Source organism: Pseudarthrobacter sp. rb (genome assembly GCF_056389225.1).
The window spans coordinates 1-15,441 of the sequence record NZ_JBWJAR010000010.1 but is presented as its reverse complement, the minus strand read 5'-3'; the positions used below and the strand labels follow the sequence as shown (position 1 = coordinate 15,441).

The following is a 15,441-nucleotide window of genomic DNA, read 5'->3' as shown; positions in this document are numbered from 1 at the left end:
CCTACCCCGGCTCCGGCACCGTGACCGTGACCGCCCGCGCGAAGACCGACTACGTCCTGCAGCCCGGCGCTGCCACCGAGTGGACCACCACCTTCAAAGCCACCCCCTACCCCGACTTCGTCCCGCCCTCGGTCTCACCGTTCAAGGACGTGTCGACCACACAGCAGTTCTACAAAGAAATGGCCTGGCTGGCCGAAACAGGCATCTCAACAGGCTGGTCCAACCCAGACGGCACCCGCTCCTACCAGCCCCTCCAATCCATCAACCGCGACGCTATGGCAGCCTTCATGTACCGGATGGCAGGATCCCCGGCCTACACCCTGCCGACGGTCTCACCGTTCAAGGACGTGTCGACCACACAGCAGTTCTACAAAGAAATGGCCTGGCTGGTCGAAACAGGCATCTCAACAGGCTGGTCCAACCCAGACGGCACCCGCTCCTACCAGCCCCTCCAATCCATCAACCGCGATGCGATGGCAGCCTTCATGTACCGGATGGCAGGATCCCCGGCCTACACCCTGCCGACGGTCTCACCGTTCAAGGACGTGTCGACCACACAGCAGTTCTACAAAGAAATGGCCTGGCTGGCCGAAACAGGCATCTCAACAGGCTGGTCCAACCCAGACGGCACCCGCTCCTACCAGCCCCTCCAATCCATCAACCGCGACGCTATGGCAGCCTTCATGTATCGTTTCGCGCGGAAGTAGGGTTCATTAACGGCAAAGAGGTTGCCGTTAGCCTCATGACGTAGCAAGGGGAGCGTCTTCAGGTGTACAGAGTCAGGACATTCGTTACATCGTGAATAGGTGAGGACCTCTTAGGTGGCGGTTACCAAGCACAGCCAACGACTAAGAGGTCTTCACGTCCAACCCAACGTAACGCCCGCCTGACTCCGAACGGCAAGCGGATCATCCTCGAGCGCATCCCTGCGGCTGGCTCTCGTCCCAGGTCATGCCCACGCGCCAGCTCGGCGAAGCTGGTTGCAAATGTTTTAACCCAGCGAGTGGAGCACCGCGAGGGGCCAACGGACCTGCCTTGGGTTGCGGCACGAGCGCCAGGACGGTCTCTCGGACTTCGGCAAAGGCGGCTGCTGGTCACCAGCGTCCTAAGCCTGGGCCAGTACTTCATTGAGCGGCATTTCAACCGGGGCGGAATCACCGCGGGACGCAGCAGCCGGCGCCGCAAGGCCAAGGCGCCAAGCTCCCGCACCACAACACGGGAGGCCCGACCATGACTGACGTGATGATTGAGGCACAGGGGGTCACCAAGAGCTTCGGCGACCTCGAAGTCCTCAAGGGCAGCGTCACCTGCATCATCGGGCCGTCGGGGTCCGGCAAGTCCACGTTCCTGCGCTGCATCAACCAGCTGGAAACGCTCGACGGCGGGTACATCCTTGTGGAGGGACAACCGGTTGGGGTGAAGGTCAGGAAAGGCCGGCTGCACGCGCAGAACAACGCGGAGGCGGCGAAGATGCGCGAGAACATCGGCATGGTGTTCCAGAGCTTCAACCTCTTTCCCCACATGACGGTGCTGGAGAACATCTGCGAGGCACCGGTCAGGGTGAAAAAGGAGAGCCGGAAGGCCGTCCAGGACCGGGCAAAGATCCTCCTGGAGCGGGTGGGCCTGTCCGAGAAAGCCCACTCCTACCCGGCGTCCCTCTCCGGCGGCCAGCAGCAGCGCGTGGCCATCGCCAGGGCGCTGGCCATGGAGCCGCGGCTGATGCTGTTCGACGAGCCCACGTCCGCGCTGGACCCGGAGCTGGTAGGCGAGGTGCTGGACGTGATGCGCAAGCTCGCGGACGGCGGGATGACCATGATCGTGGTGACCCATGAGATCGGCTTCGCCCGGGAAGTGGGCGACCACCTGATCTTCATGGACGGCGGCGGAATCGTGGAGCAGGGCGACCCACGGACCGTGCTGCGGGAACCCCGGCACGAACGCACCAAACAATTCTTGGCGAAAGTAATTTAGACCTTCACATTGGAGCAGGACCCTTGAGAAACAAATGGATTGTCAGCATTGATGACTACCGCAGGGCTTCCCGGAAGCAGCTGCCCAAGATGATCTCGGATTATCTGGAGGGTGGCGCGCTGGATGAAACCACCATGCGCGCCAACGAGGACCGTTTCGATGCCCTCATGCTCCGCCAGCGTTCCATGGTGGACCTCCGCGGCCTGACCACCTCCACCACCGTGCTGGGCCATTCCCTGGCGATGCCGCTAATGGTGGCTCCGATGGGGATGCTCACCATCTTCCATCCGGGGTCGGACCCCGCCGTTGCCAGGGCTGCGGTCAGGGCTGGGTCGATCTTCATCCACAGCGCCTGGGCTGGCTGCTCGCTGGAAGAGGTGGCCAAGGTGGCCCCCAACAACCTGTGGGCGCAGATCGCGTTCTGGAAAGATCCGGCGGAGACGGCCAGCTACATCAACCGGGCACGGGCCGTCGGGGTTGAGACGCTCGTGGTGGCGGGCGACGTCGGGTCCTCCAGCAAGCGTGAACGGGACCTTCACCACGGGCTGTCCATGCCGCCGCGCCCGCCGGTGGCGGACTACTTCAACGCCGCCACGCGCCCGGCCTGGCTGTGGCGCTGGCTCACCGGCCGGAAAATGACGTACGGGAACTACCAGATCAACGGCCGGCCGCTACGTATGGATGAGATGAAACTGGATGGCATCCAACAAGAACCCGGGCGCCAACTGGGAGGACTTCGCCAGGCTCCGTGCCGAGTGGAAGGGGAACCTGGTGATCAAGGGCATCATGGACGCCGAGGACGCGGCCCGGGCCGTGGACGAGGGCGCCGACGGCATTTTCGTCTCCAACCACGGCGGCCGGCAGTTCGACTCCCAGCCAGCCACCATCGACGTCCTGCCGTCCATTGTCCAGGCGGTTGGCGGCCGCGCGGAGATCTACCTCGACGGCGGCATCCGACGCGGGCACGACATCGTCAAGGCAGTCGCGCTGGGCGCCAAGGCCGCCCTCGCGGGCCGGCCCTTCGCGTATGCGCTCGCCGCTGGCGGGGAGCCTGCGGTGGACCGGGTGTTCGGGATCCTCCACGAGGAATTCAAGGGAGCCATGGGATTCCTGGGCAAGTCCTCTGTTGAGAACTTGGACCCAAGCATCTTCGCTGGGCATGCCCAACGCGCGGCGGCTGAGAGCCTGCTCGTCTAGCATCCGATACATGGAAGGTGCCCGCCCGTTCATTCGGTGGCGGGCACTCGGGTGACTTTGAACGCACAACGTTGGCGGCTTCTCAGCAGGCCGTGCAGATCAAGGAGGTGCTGAAGGCCAAGGGGATGTGGTGACAGTACCTGGAGGTGGGGCTCGGCGCGGACCCGGAAGTCTTCACCAAGGCCCCGGTGCTCTCAAGCGTCGGGTTTGGGGCCAGGATCGGCATCCCGACCTTTTCCAGCTGGAACAACACGGAGCCGGAACCGGTCCTGATCGTTGATTCCCGGGCCAGGTTCGCGGAGCGACCGTGGGCAACGACGTGAACCTGCGCGATGTGGAGGGCCGCAGTGCGCTCCTGCTGGCATGGCCAAGGACAACAACGCATCCTGTGCCATCGGCCCGTTTGTCCGCCTCTTCGACGACGGGTTCAGCCTGGAGTCGCTGCGGAGCGAGGACAACACGCTGACGGTGGAGGGAACCGACGGCTACCGGCTTGAAGGGCAGAACAGCCTGTCCCGGATCAGCAGGCCTTTCGAAGAACTGGTGGGAGCCGCCTACGGCAGGCACCACCAGTACCCGGACGGCTTTGCCCTGTTCACGGGGACGGTCTTTGCACCCAGCCAGGACCGGGATACGCCGGGCCTTGACTTCACGCACAAGGAGGGAGACCGGGTCACCATCCAGAGCGCCCAGCTGGGGTCGCTGATCAACACCACGGGCACCACCGAGGACCTCCGGGCCTTAAGTTTTGGGATCCGTGACCTGATGGAATACCTGTCCCGCTTTGTCCAGGTCCCGGCCCACGGGGGCTAGGAGGGAAACTGTAAAGGCAGGGTCCGTGCTGGGCCCTGCCTTGGTGGCTCTGGGTGATGCTGCACTACGTCAGGTCTTCGAAGCTGTCCTTGGCCTGGCGCCAGGCAATTCATCGGCCACCCGGGAAACCGCTGAGTCGGCAATCTCGACGAAGGTCTCTTCCTTGGCAGGGTGGATCACGATCGTGCCAGTTTCAAGCGCAATGAGGACGCCTGGGCGCGTCTCTTCAGTAGTCCATACCACGGTCCCGGGAGCCAACCGACGAAGGGCGTCGGCATACCCCGGCCCCTGCTCGCGCCAGAGTCGGTCATCCTGCCGGACAACCGACCACACAGAGCTGTTGAGCACGACATGGCCGCGGTTCTGATCTCCGTCGAACCGGAACTGCACGTAGTCGTTGAGTACAGACACACAGGGGCACAGATACTGGGTCTAGCCCTACCAATACTGACTTACCGCCGCTACGGCACGGCTTCCAACGCCAGCGTCCTGGCGGTAGTTAGAACCCGCACATATCTATGCGGGTGAACGAGGCAGTTTACTGCGTCTCGCACCAGATGCACCCGTCGGAACTATCCACCCTCACGGGGAAGCAGGCCGGGGCATCTGGACTCCCACAGAATGTTACGTAATCATTCATGCAGGGTCGCGGCACTGCTGGACCCAGACGGGCTGCACCCCGCCCCGGGCGGCTCGCAGCTCTGAGCAGACCCAATCCGCCCACGGAACAAGGATGGCCTTCGTCATCGCGTCCGCTTGGCCTTCTCTTACATGCCTGAAACAGGCTCTCCCGCAGGGCGAGGCCGTGCTCTCGCGGTTTGCCGAAGCATTTCCCGTCGGCCCGCCCGGGATGTCAGCCGGACTTGCTGGGGTATGGTCGGTCGCCGTGCCGGTCCCAGCGCTAGAGCGGCACCGATGCACCACCAGAAGGGGATAGCTCCGAAAGGGGACTCCAGCACCACCCCATAACTTGCGGGGAAGATCAGTGAAAGCGGCACCATGTAGAACAGCAAGCGGGTAGGATCCACTGCCAAGAACCGCCGGTCACGGAGCGCCCGGAGCACAAACCCCGCCGTCGCGGCTAATAGCAAAATGAGACCAAAAAGCCCTAAGCGAGCTAGGGAGCCGAACCAAAAGTTGTGGGGCGAGCGAGGAATGATCACCCCTTCAACAGCGCTGCCGATCAATTGTACATCGGCCCCTGACAGTCCCATGAAGTTTGGGCCAAAGCCGATTCCTGCGGTCGTTCGGGCCGGGTCGTCAAATACCCACTGGGAGATTGCCGCCCACGCGTTATTCCTCGCCCTGGTGGTGCCCGCAGCACCCTCAGAAAGCGTGCTCGACTCGTCTCCTGTGAAAGTGGCGAGCAACCGAACACCAATATCGCTAGTCATGACCAGTGCGGCAGCGCCTACAACCACGAACGGGAAGAGACCTATCAGTCCAAGCTTCTTTTTTGAATATGGCCCTTCGGGGGCGGCGAAGGCGGCGAGCATCACCAGAGCATGGGCTACAAGAGCTCCAATTAGGCCAGCCCGCGACTGTGTGTGAAGAAAAGCCGCCCAGCAGCAGGCAAGCGCTAGGAACGTCAAGAACTTACGCTTCGTGCCGCCCTCAATCAACTTGTGTAGCAGTATTGCACCCATCACCCCCGTAAGCGCGGTATCCACGTCACCCCTGCCGGTGAACATGTGCAAATTTTGCTCAGCGGAAACGAGAGGCATGATTTCCGGCAACGGCGGGTAGACGATAACCACAACGAAAAACCAAACCGCGTGAAATCCGAGTGCGGCCGTGAAGAATTTGCGGGTTTTCTCTAGGGATTCGTCAGATGCTTGTGACACCGAGGACCAAGCCAGTAGCCCAGTGATCGTATACAGATAGGGCACGGCGTCCCTAATCGCGACCAACGAGAGGTCCGCACCCACAATGAAGCGGATGGTGCAGTATATGAAAACCAAGACTATGCCGGTAGGGAACTCCCTCGGCCTGAGGATGGTTGCTGAATTCTTGTTCTGCTTCAACAAATGATGGACGGCGGCACAGATTAGAAGGACATCCGCAGGGAATAACGGGGGGATCCCCAGGTACGAGGCCCATCTCGTACCAGCCAACATCAAGCCGACAGCCAGAGCCCCCGCAATCATCGGGGTACGGGTGTTAGTCCTCATACGGCGAGGGCCGCTCGGAGAGCAGAACGGCCAAACCGGTGAGGACGGAGACGATCCCAAAAATCCCGAAGATCAACTGCTTCAAGGCCGCCGGCTCGACATCCGCCCCCGATACGATTAATGGCATGCCGACAACGGGCACCGTGAGTCCTAAGCTGTGTTTCATGTTCCCCAACCTGTGTTCGTAAACAGCCCTATGATACCCGCCTGGTAACACGGGCGTGTCCCCCGAAAGCGGACCCCGCTTTCTTTCACCCTCTGGTGGGTTTCCTTAGGGGTCAGCAGTGACCTGACTTGAGTAGCGCTCACGATATGTGAGTACTCCTTGGACAACAAAACGCGTATACCACACGCTGGTTGAGCAATTACTCGCCAAATAACTTCTGCATATGGACAACCAAACTGGTCTTGGGGACCGTCAGGCATCATCAAGAGATTCAAGCGTGAACCGCCGAGGGCTTCTTCGATTCGGAACCCTTCTTACTGCGCTAACCGGCGCTTCCGCAGTGTCGGCTATCGCTGCCAGCAGCGCCCATGCTGCCGCGACCGAAACGACCGCCACCAATTCTTACATTCCAATGACTGAGAAGGCCGCGCCGCTTGGCGTCGCAGCATTAGATGACAATGCCCAAATCTTACCTGCTCAACTTCCCGACCTCCGTGCAACCTTTGCCCCAGCGTCCGGTAGCACCGTCTACGCCACAAAGGCCGAGTCCGGGGGACTTATCCGCGACATTCCAACCCCCGCTAGGGGACCTGCAGACCCGGGAGTCGTGCTCAACGACTACTCGAATTTGGCGGGATTCACACTGATCGGAACCACGGTAACGGAAATCGCCACCACCCTACCGACCAGGGAACGAGTCGTAAGGGCAGACCTCCCGGCGGGAACTGCTGGCGCCGCAATTGTGCTCCCGGTGTCACTGGACATGACAAATTCATTTGTCTCGATTCCCGTGAAAGTGCTGGACAACAATTTCCAACGGCTCACATTCGCAATATCTATTGGAGATACGACATTCACTAAGCGATACGAGTATTCCCCAATCATGGGCACAGATAGAGTAAACGGGCTATGGCACACCGTATCTTTTCCGCTTACCGCCTTTAACCCAGGCGGCGCCTCCTCGGGGAACTTCCTCGCGGAGGCCCGAAATGTGAAAGCTATCAAGTTCAACTTTTACCCGGTAAGTACCGCAGCGGGGACTTCCCTAGAACTAGGTCCAATTCGAGTACATAGGCAGCCGATATCCGGCCTCGTAGTTATGTTCGATGACGGTTTCCAGTCCACTCATGATGTTGCATGGCCAATCATGAAAGACCTGGGTCTAACTGGCAACGTTGCAGTCACCGAGAGATACGTCGGCACGCCTGGGTACATGCCCCTCGATCAGCTTCAACAACTGTACGTGGCGGGCTGGGGCATGGCGAATCACACTAAAGCTCACGGTCAGCTCGGAACAATGACTCCGGACGAAGTGCGTTCAAGCATCGCGGACGGCTACAAGTACTTGGTGAACAACGGGATGCCTGAGGATGCTAAACACCTCGTCTATCCTGGTGGTTCGTGGAACGCCGCGGTTCTGGCGGAATGTAAACGGCAGAACGTCCGCACGTCCCGCCGCGTAGGCACTGTCGAATACTGCACTCCAGACATGGGGAACATGCTCCTCTTGCCCGCCTGGTACGTCACCAGGGACAAGACTCTTGCTTCTGCCAAATCCATGATCGACAAGGTTGTCGAACGTGGCGGAATCTCCTATCTAACTTTTCACGATCTTAATAATGCGCCATCGCTTACGGAAGATTGGTCTATCGCAGATTTCACCGCTCTCATGCAGTACGCTGCCAGCAAGGATGTCCGCACGTACCGACCCGCCGAAGTGTGGGGATGAATTCCAAAAATTTCGTTCGCGGGCCTGGCGGTGCTGCCTTCGTCGAATATCGAGGACAGTTTCCTGTCTGAATTTCAATAGCCTCGTTACAACCAGCACCCCGGCGGCTGCCCTGCCGACACCTTCCCCCTGCAACGAGCTGCTATTTTGTTGGAGTGTCAGTATTATCCGCGTTCTGCTCCCTTCCTATAATTCCTATGGGCTTGAGATGGAGACTTCTCGTGGCATCGGGGCTGAAGGTCGCATACGTGGGGATGGAGTCCGGCGTTGAAATTGAAACCACCAAGGTGAGCATCGGGGCCGGGTCCTACCTAAACAGGGGTGTTGTCCTGAGCGGTTTAGGTCGGATCACTATTGGCGAACGAGTAGCTTTCGGACCGCAAGCGATGATTGTTACCTCGACTCACGAGATCGGCCCTGCGTATTGGCGCGCAGGCAGCGGAGTTTCGATTGATACCCATGTGACCATAGGTGACGGAGCATGGATCGGCGCGCGGGCCACTATTCTGCCTGGTGTGACTGTCGGCCAGGGGTGCGTAATAGCGGCCGGGGCGGTGGTTGTAAAAGACTGTGAGGCCAATGGCTTGTATGCGGGCGTGCCAGCGCGCCGAATCCGCGATCTTCCGTTAACTTAGACAGAACGATCTCCATTGGAGGTGGAGCAGGGCCGCCCCGAGGAACTGAACAAGTCGTTGGAACGGTTCGAGCAGCTGCAGAGGAACTTTGACGGGAAGCTACCCGATCGTCAGGCCGCGGGCCATCTTAACGGGAACGTGGACTTTGTCTCTGAGCCACTTTTCTGCCGGGTGTTCGATGCGATTATGAAGCAGGCCGGACAGGCCGATCGAAACTATGATGGCAATAGAGCTGAGCGCGCAACGGAACCAGAACTCACCTATGCTGAAGCCCGCGGCCAGTCGGAGTACCAACTCGTGGACGAGATAAAGGGCGAACGACCATTTGCCCAGACGCACCAAAAGATCAGAACCAGCAAGGCTACGACTCCCTGCTAAATCGCTGCATGCAAATGCGAGAATAAGAGCGGCCACGCTAGGCAACATGATGATGCCGGCCAGCGCTGGCGCGATCCCCTGACCGAACCCCGCTACGACCACCTCTAGGCCGATGAACATCCCGGCTGCAGCGGTAGTCCCCACCGCCGGCGTAATCCTCGGCCGCCAACCCATACGGAAGGCAACACCGAGGCACATGCCCACGATGAACTCCAGCACACGGTATGCCGGGAAGGTGTAAAGCGCCAGTCCCCAGTTCAACTCAGGAATAAATAGCAAGAGTGAGACAATCCCGACCACGGCGATGCATAGCGTCCCGCCCGCCACTAACAGCACTACTTTAATAGACCGCCGCTGCAGGAACCCGGCCAGGAACGGGAAGATCGCGTAGAAAAACATCTCGCAGGATAGCGACCACGAGGGGCCGTTTAACGCGAAGGACCAGTGGCCGTCCGGGCTCCATGCCTGCACCAGCAGTAGGACGGCGAGTAGCTTCGCCACAGATAACTCAGCGTGGGATGCGGCTACGAGCGCGACGGCCAGAATCGTTGTTACGAAATGAAGGGGCCATATCCGGCAGAACCGCCGCCAGTAGAACACCCGTTTGGGAGTCGCAAGATTCTGGGACCATGCCAAAATAAAACCGGACAGGGCGAAGAAGAAAGCAACCCCTGTTTGCCCCATAGAAACCGCTGGTTTCATCTCAGGGAGCAACTGAACGCTCGTGTGATACAAAACCACCACTATCGCAGCAATGAACCGAAGCCCCGTCAACGAGCGCAAATCCGGACGTCCTGCAGCTTCGATCATTTGTCCCCCAGCTTGAAGTTCTCCAAAACACTTCATTATAAGGATTGGAAATATCATGACTGCCGTGGCCTGCCGAGCGGGATAGTGCGCAAGTTGAACGGACCCCTCATCGCGGCGGGCCGTGCCGGTGCAGTTGTCCCCTGCTTTCATGCGGCTACCGCAAGCGAACTCCTTCGCCTTCTGTAGAGTATCGCCCGCCGAAGAACGCCGTCCGGGCCAAACTGGATGTTCAGGAGAACGAGACAACGGCATCGCCCCGAACGGCCGCTAAAGTGCCCGGACCCAGAGTATGGCTGGGGCCCCGCAAATGAATGCAGGAACGCGCCCAGCACGTAAGAGGGCCCAACAGAAGAGCCAGAGGCCTGGTGCGCAACCGTATTTTTCCGATTTCTTGGTCAAATCCTGCGGAAACGCTCGGGGACAGCTTGATCTTGCTCCTGTAGGTGTTGAGGATGGGAATCATCGAGACGTCTAGTAACTTCTTCTACCCAGGTGACAAGCCTCATGTGGACAAGGAGCGCGGTAGCCGCATGAACGGAAGGAAACTACATGGTTCGGGTGCAGCCCACGTTGGGGTCCGTTCCGACGTGGCGTCGTTAATTCCAAAGGCCCCATCATCCGCATGCGGTAGAAGCCGTCTTGTAGGCATTCGCCCGCGGGCAGGCGCGTCATCCTACGGCCTCTAACGTCAAGCCGAGAGATACAGTTCTGCCACCGATCCCGGTCCTGCATAGCCGACTAATGTGACCATAGCACCGGCACTTCACTTCTTTGGGGGAAATTTGTTTTGGACCTTTCTGCATTCGCTGTGCGCGTCACCTGTCGTGCCGATGCCTCTGCGATGGCGGGTGCTACTAGCGTCTGGCCTTAGCGTTCGCGGTGTTGGCATGGAACCGGGCGTGAGACTGAATACCCGGAACATCGAGATCGGCCTGGGCGCCTATCTGAACCGCGGCGTTACGTTCAGCGGCGCGGGTCGAATCTCCATCGGACCTCGGGCTGCAATTGGCCCTGACGTACTCGTGACCACGGAGACTCATGCTATTGGTTCGCCCCGGTGGAGGGCTGGCGATGGGGTGGCCGTAGACGTGCCGGTCACTATCGGTGCTGGAGCTTGGATCGGTGCGCGGGCTACCATCCTGCCAGGCGTGACCATCGGACCCGGCTGCGTGATCGCCGCAGGATCCGTCGTGACCCGTGATTGCGCGCCTCACAGTCTTTACGCTGGGGTTCCTGCGGTATTCAAGCGCAAGCTACCGACTGATGAGCGCTAGAGTCAGCAGCTCCGTCCTGATCTTGGCCGAGTTAGCAACTGACCACAGTAGTCGCAGGTCGCATGCCTTGCCGCTGACGGGGTCATTTCGTTCTCTGAGATGCACCAGCGCAGGAAAAGACCGGTGACGACACCTGGTCGTCCAACGCCGCAGCTTGAATCATTATCCAAGCTGCATGCCGCCGCTTGTTACCGTCCCAATTACTAGCATGCTCCAGAAGTAGGGGTAAGCGGCGCTAGCGCTTACGAACCGTGCGTGGCAGCCGTCTCTCGGGCCTGAGTGCCGTGTCTCCACTGGAGCGGGACTGCACGTCAAGGCGTGCGTGCGCCCATCATTGACTTCCGCTTGACCCCCTGGAAGGCGCTGAGCGAACAGTCCGGCTTGCTGACAAGGTCGGGCGGTTTTCGCAGCTACTGCGGACACGTTGGCTTTGTCCGCGCATGCCACGACAATCCTGGCAGACAATGCAATCTACAGCTGGTCTAGGGCATGAATGCCTGCTCCAATTTGAGGGCGGCATAAATTGCAGATCAAGGGCTAGTCCGGTGAACTCTCCCCACCGAGCCTATATACGTTCCGATAGCCGGAAACTTTGAACCCTTGGGGAAAGTGCTCAAGCCTATATTGCCAGCTCTCAAGGCATGCCCGCGAACAAAAAACTGGCGGGGGGGTACGCCTTAACGCTATTCCGCAAAACCGGCACTTAGGGCCCAGCCCTACCATCTGAATCAGGGTCAGCAACATTACTGCAGGCTATTCGCGAGGCCGGGCAGTTTGACCCGTAGTGAGTACCTGTGTTTGCTTACCCCCAATACCTGCCATCAATACGAAGGGCCGAAAGGCGCTGACCTCAGGAGCCGCAACGAGGCAACACAAAAAATTTGCGCCGTACTAGCGATAACCGTCCACGATCGCCGCAGCAATTTCCTTGTACGCTCGCCGCGTCCCAGACTTGAGCACGTTCAGAGTGACCAAGTCGCCGTCCGCAACTCCACGGTCATGCGGCACGGCGATGAGTTCGCGGCAGATTCCGGCCAAGTGCTCCTCGATGGCGTCCTTATCCACCCGGGACGAGACCTCGTCCTTGTCCGTGATCACGACGATGGCATTGCGGGCAAGGTCCTCATACCCGTGGCTGGCCAGCCAATGCAGAGTGCTGCGGGCGCGCTTCGCACCCGACACCGCGTAACCGGCCGCGATCACCAGGTTGTCGGCCGACTGCAGGATCCCACTCATGGCGTTGTGGGTCACGCCGGTGCCGCAGTCGGTCAACACCACCGAGTAGTAGCTGGAGATGAGCTTGCGGATCCGGCGGTATTCCTCCGCCGTCAACGAGTCCGAGACCTCCGGGTCCTGCTCCCCCGCGATCAGGTGCAGCCGACCGGCGTGGTGCATGTAACGGGCAAGCGAGGTCAGGGAGTCGATCGAGTCGATGTTGTCCAGCAGGTCGGAAATGGTCCGCGGTGGAGACTGCTGGTAAATGCCCTCACCCAGGGCGCGCTCCACGAGGTCCCCGGAGTCAGGATTGGCGTCAATGGCGCAGGGTGCGTCGCCACGGTATTCGGCGAGAGTAAGGCCAACGCCCACGGTGGTGGAGGTCTTGCCGATGCCGCCCTTGAGGCTCAACACGGCAGTGTTGTAGCTGCCCTGAAGCTGCCTCGAGATCCGGCGGCCCAACTCGTCCTCCTGCCTTTGCTTGGGCCCGGGGCCCAGATTCCATGCTCCCCCGGTCAGATTGTAGAGGGCACCACGAAACCCGCCGAGGGGCCGGGGCTTCTGTTCCTTGATGAACAGGCCGGGTGAGCTGATGAAATCGGGCATGGGGCTCTCGCCGATAGTGTGAGCCAGGGCGGGCCGGCTTCGGCGGAAGGAGGGTGTCTGGCCAGGAGCCTCCAACGGCGGCACGGCAGCTCTCAGAACGGCCTCGTCCGATGAACTGGCCGGTGCAGCAGGAGGCACGGAAGCAATAGGTGCAGGATCAGCAGTAGATGGGGCTGGAGGCGACGCGGGCTGCGCAACAGGGACGGAATGCGCAGCCGAAGGGGCATGGGATGGCTTGGTGGCGTCGGCCGCAGCGGCCGCCTCAGCCCAGGACGTGCGTCGCCTGACCGGGCCAGCGGCGGCGTTGGAGTTGGGTGTGTTGGGGGTTACGGCTGGCATGATTCCTGTCCAGGCATCCTTAACTGGGCCGTCGGCACGACGAAGGTCGCGACGTCGGCGCAGCTGCGGCTGCCCTGCATCCTCTGCTTGGGCGCCTGCATTCTGATCCGCCGGATCTGGCATGTCTGTCCCCCGGACGTTTCGGCAAACGGTTATGCGGCACTGGTTCAATCAGTAAGTCTAGGGGGTCCGGCAGGAGGGCCTGCCCAGTATTCGCTGGTCAGTGGTGAATGAGTGCGGCCGAAACCACGGCCGCGGTCAGCACCAGGAGGACGGCAAGGATGGCGTAGCCCACCCACTTAGGACGGGCTTTATGGGGGTTGATATCGACGTAGGGCATGGTCAGCGTTGATTACCTCGGTGTGCGGGTGGTACGGGTACCGGCCGGATGGGGATCCGCAGAGCGCGGCGCTTGAGCCGCAGCATCTGATAAAAGCCGACGAAGGGAACGAGAAGGGTGCCTAGCAGCGCGCACAGCGCCAAGGCGTAGTCAGACAAGGCCACAAAAATCTCCATCGGTCATAAGCATCCTTACTGCTAATGACCTAAGCATGTGACAAACCCATTGACAAGTCACGTAAAGAAGCTTGCGATTTTGAGTATGCAAGTTGCATGCGTAGCACAGGAATTGAGTACGAAGTGCGCTCAGAGTCGGGCTTGCGCTGGTGACGCCTCAGCCTGGCTTCGGAACGTTTGCCTACCGCTCGACCGCCATCAGGACCACGATGACGGTGGCACCGGCGAGCACGCACAGAGCCAAAATAGACAAAATTCGGAGCCTCCGTTGGCGGATGTCCTGCCGTTCGTACCGGACGCCGAGTGTTTCGCCATGTTTGCTCATGCGTTGAAGGCCAGGAAAGCAACCTCAACGTTTGCTCAAAGCGGGCATTTGTTACGACGCATTCAGACTGCTGCGTTAGTTCTCCTGAAGACGCTTGATGAACCAGCGGGACTGCTCCGGACCGTAGGGCAGGACGGGTATGGCCTTGGTGGCGTCGTTGGGGGTGTCACGGATGGATTGTCGGGCCTGCCGAACAGCCGTGCCCATGGTGTCGGCCATGGTTTTGACAAACTGGTCGCTGCATGGCGTCCCGTGTCCCGGAATCAGGAACTCGTAACGGTGCCGCAGCGCCGAGATGTGCCGGAGCACGTCTGCCCATTCTTCGGGATAGGAGTCCTCGAAAGACGGGTGAGCACCCTGCTCCACAAGATCACCGACATAGAGGGTAGACGGCGTGCCAATTAGTAGGTCTCCGTCGGTGTGCCCGCGACCCAGATAGAACAGGGTTGCTGTCAGTCCGCCTAGATCGACCAAGACCGGCTGGTCCTTCACGATGGCATTAGGTACTACCAGTTCGACATTGCCCCCCTCGCCGGAGGCCATCTCGGGCTCCGAGGTTGCAACGGCCCGGCGCTGCAGGTGGCCCCGCTGGTCAATCTCCTGCGCGCAGTTCTGATGCGCCCAAAATTCCGTGGCGCCGGCTTCCGCGAAGACGGCATTGCCAAAAAAGTGGTCGTAATGGGCATGAGTATTGACGACCACGAGGGGCAGGTCAGTCCGCTCCAGCACAGCATGCAGGATCTCTCGGCCTTGACGGGGTCCGCAACCGGTGTCAATGACCATGGCTCGCTCCGAGCCGAGGATTAAGCCCGTGTTCAGCAGGGATCCTTCAGTAACGAGGACATAGTTGTTGACGCCGACTTCGAGCCATTCCGACATTATTCTTCGTACCTCCGGAGTGCAGCGTTCGTTGATCTTGGTCCCCGATTGTACCCACGGAGTACAGACGTTCGCGCAACACTCATCGTCCTTGCCTAAGCAACTTGGATCAGCACAAATTCTCTGTTTGTCGGATAAGATCACGCGTTTGCCCTGCTTCGTAGATACCTCGCGTCGTCGCTGTACAGGCCCAGCAGGCACTAAACAGTGGTTTCCGCTAGCGGTGCCAGATGCACTCCCCAGGCAGGTCCGTTAGGCGGCTGATATGCGGGCGCCTCCGTAGCGCTAGCTGTACTAACCCGGTTGGTTGGTGACACGGCTGGCGGGTGAGGCGCCTTTGAGTGCAGTGTGTGGCCTGCGCTGATTGTAGTACTCGATGAAGTCGGGGTAGCAGGATTGCCGTTCGGCTTCTGAGCT

General features: G+C 60.2%; 14 protein-coding genes and 2 pseudogenes. 8 read left to right on the top strand and 8 right to left on the bottom strand.

Features of this window, described 5'->3' with window-relative positions:
* The 5 genes and pseudogenes from ACWRN3_RS14205 to ACWRN3_RS14185 form a co-directional block, all read left to right on the top strand.
* On the top strand, nucleotides 1-707 hold a 707-nt coding region (locus tag ACWRN3_RS14205; protein ID WP_476741035.1), incomplete at its 5' end, for an S-layer homology domain-containing protein.
* Nucleotides 708-1,230: 523 nt separating this feature from the next.
* Nucleotides 1,231-1,971 carry an amino acid ABC transporter ATP-binding protein gene (locus tag ACWRN3_RS14200; protein ID WP_476741034.1) on the top strand — a complete coding sequence of 247 codons (741 nt, stop codon included), beginning with the start codon at nucleotides 1,231-1,233 and terminating at the stop codon, nucleotides 1,969-1,971.
* Between the two features lie 89 nt (nucleotides 1,972-2,060).
* Nucleotides 2,061-2,555 (top strand): annotated as a pseudogene (locus ACWRN3_RS14195) (alpha-hydroxy acid oxidase); the annotation flags it as partial.
* A gap of 112 nt (nucleotides 2,556-2,667) precedes the next feature.
* Nucleotides 2,668-3,168 carry an alpha-hydroxy acid oxidase gene (locus ACWRN3_RS14190; RefSeq protein WP_476741033.1) on the top strand — a complete coding sequence of 167 codons (501 nt, stop codon included), beginning with the start codon at nucleotides 2,668-2,670 and terminating at the stop codon, nucleotides 3,166-3,168.
* Between the two features lie 98 nt (nucleotides 3,169-3,266).
* A pseudogene (locus ACWRN3_RS14185) lies at nucleotides 3,267-3,981 on the top strand (fumarylacetoacetate hydrolase family protein); the annotation flags it as partial.
* Nucleotides 3,982-4,050: 69 nt separating this feature from the next.
* Here the strand turns inward: ACWRN3_RS14185 and ACWRN3_RS14180 are convergent.
* The 3 genes from ACWRN3_RS14180 to ACWRN3_RS14170 all read right to left on the bottom strand — a co-directional run bounded on the left by ACWRN3_RS14180 (nucleotide 4,051) and on the right by ACWRN3_RS14170 (nucleotide 6,318).
* On the bottom strand, nucleotides 4,051-4,392 hold the full coding sequence (locus ACWRN3_RS14180; RefSeq protein ID WP_476741032.1) for a hypothetical protein: 342 nt from the start codon (nucleotides 4,390-4,392) through the stop codon (nucleotides 4,051-4,053).
* A gap of 356 nt (nucleotides 4,393-4,748) precedes the next feature.
* Entirely contained in the window at nucleotides 4,749-6,005 is a 1,257-nt protein-coding gene (locus ACWRN3_RS14175; RefSeq protein ID WP_476741031.1) for an O-antigen ligase family protein, read from the bottom strand.
* A gap of 136 nt (nucleotides 6,006-6,141) precedes the next feature.
* A complete protein-coding gene (locus ACWRN3_RS14170) occupies nucleotides 6,142-6,318 on the bottom strand; it encodes a hypothetical protein (RefSeq protein WP_476741030.1) in 177 nt (58 codons plus the stop codon).
* 412 nt (nucleotides 6,319-6,730) lie between these two features.
* Between ACWRN3_RS14170 and ACWRN3_RS14165 the strand changes: the two genes are divergently transcribed.
* Nucleotides 6,731-8,047 carry a polysaccharide deacetylase family protein gene (locus tag ACWRN3_RS14165; protein ID WP_476741029.1) on the top strand — a complete coding sequence of 439 codons (1,317 nt, stop codon included), beginning with the start codon at nucleotides 6,731-6,733 and terminating at the stop codon, nucleotides 8,045-8,047.
* Between the two features lie 197 nt (nucleotides 8,048-8,244).
* The gene (locus ACWRN3_RS14160; protein ID WP_476741028.1) at nucleotides 8,245-8,682 is read left to right on the top strand and encodes an acyltransferase; all 438 of its coding nucleotides are present in this window, start codon (nucleotides 8,245-8,247) and stop codon (nucleotides 8,680-8,682) included.
* Nucleotides 8,683-8,781: 99 nt separating this feature from the next.
* Here ACWRN3_RS14160 and ACWRN3_RS14155 read toward each other — a convergent pair whose 3' ends face one another.
* Nucleotides 8,782-9,870 carry an acyltransferase family protein gene (locus ACWRN3_RS14155; protein WP_476741027.1) on the bottom strand — a complete coding sequence of 363 codons (1,089 nt, stop codon included), beginning with the start codon at nucleotides 9,868-9,870 and terminating at the stop codon, nucleotides 8,782-8,784.
* A gap of 830 nt (nucleotides 9,871-10,700) precedes the next feature.
* Between ACWRN3_RS14155 and ACWRN3_RS14150 the strand changes: the two genes are divergently transcribed.
* Nucleotides 10,701-11,144, top strand: a complete 444-nt coding sequence (locus ACWRN3_RS14150) for an acyltransferase (protein ID WP_476741123.1) — start codon at nucleotides 10,701-10,703, stop codon at nucleotides 11,142-11,144.
* An 891-nt stretch (nucleotides 11,145-12,035) separates the two neighbouring features.
* On the opposite strand, the gene ACWRN3_RS14145 is transcribed toward ACWRN3_RS14150, so the two are convergent.
* The 4 genes from ACWRN3_RS14145 to ACWRN3_RS14130 form a co-directional block, all read right to left on the bottom strand.
* Entirely contained in the window at nucleotides 12,036-13,427 is a 1,392-nt protein-coding gene (locus ACWRN3_RS14145; protein WP_476741026.1) for a MinD/ParA family ATP-binding protein, read from the bottom strand.
* 574 nt (nucleotides 13,428-14,001) lie between these two features.
* Nucleotides 14,002-14,145, bottom strand: coding sequence for a hypothetical protein (locus tag ACWRN3_RS14140; protein WP_476741025.1), 144 nt, complete (start codon nucleotides 14,143-14,145; stop codon nucleotides 14,002-14,004).
* Between the two features lie 75 nt (nucleotides 14,146-14,220).
* Nucleotides 14,221-15,024, bottom strand: a complete 804-nt coding sequence (locus ACWRN3_RS14135) for an MBL fold metallo-hydrolase (RefSeq protein ID WP_476741024.1) — start codon at nucleotides 15,022-15,024, stop codon at nucleotides 14,221-14,223.
* Nucleotides 15,025-15,318: 294 nt separating this feature from the next.
* Nucleotides 15,319-15,441 (bottom strand): integrase core domain-containing protein (locus ACWRN3_RS14130; protein ID WP_275181331.1); only part of this gene is annotated, 123 nt, incomplete at its 5' end.

Excerpts from the sequence above, each read along its gene's own strand:
- ACWRN3_RS14200 (WP_476741034.1), top strand. The coding sequence starts at position 1,231 with ATGACTGACGTGATGATTGAGGCACAGGGGGTCACCAAGAGCTTCGGC.
- ACWRN3_RS14190 (WP_476741033.1), top strand. The coding sequence starts at position 2,668 with ATGGCATCCAACAAGAACCCGGGCGCCAACTGGGAGGACTTCGCCAGG.
- ACWRN3_RS14170 (WP_476741030.1), bottom strand. The coding sequence starts at position 6,318 with ATGAAACACAGCTTAGGACTCACGGTGCCCGTTGTCGGCATGCCATTA.
- ACWRN3_RS14165 (WP_476741029.1), top strand. The coding sequence starts at position 6,731 with ATGACTGAGAAGGCCGCGCCGCTTGGCGTCGCAGCATTAGATGACAAT.
- ACWRN3_RS14160 (WP_476741028.1), top strand. The coding sequence starts at position 8,245 with ATGGGCTTGAGATGGAGACTTCTCGTGGCATCGGGGCTGAAGGTCGCA.
- ACWRN3_RS14155 (WP_476741027.1), bottom strand. The coding sequence starts at position 9,870 with ATGATCGAAGCTGCAGGACGTCCGGATTTGCGCTCGTTGACGGGGCTT.
- ACWRN3_RS14150 (WP_476741123.1), top strand. The coding sequence starts at position 10,701 with ATGCCTCTGCGATGGCGGGTGCTACTAGCGTCTGGCCTTAGCGTTCGC.
- ACWRN3_RS14145 (WP_476741026.1), bottom strand. The coding sequence starts at position 13,427 with ATGCCAGATCCGGCGGATCAGAATGCAGGCGCCCAAGCAGAGGATGCA.
- ACWRN3_RS14140 (WP_476741025.1), bottom strand. The coding sequence starts at position 14,145 with ATGAGCAAACATGGCGAAACACTCGGCGTCCGGTACGAACGGCAGGAC.
- ACWRN3_RS14135 (WP_476741024.1), bottom strand. The coding sequence starts at position 15,024 with ATGTCGGAATGGCTCGAAGTCGGCGTCAACAACTATGTCCTCGTTACT.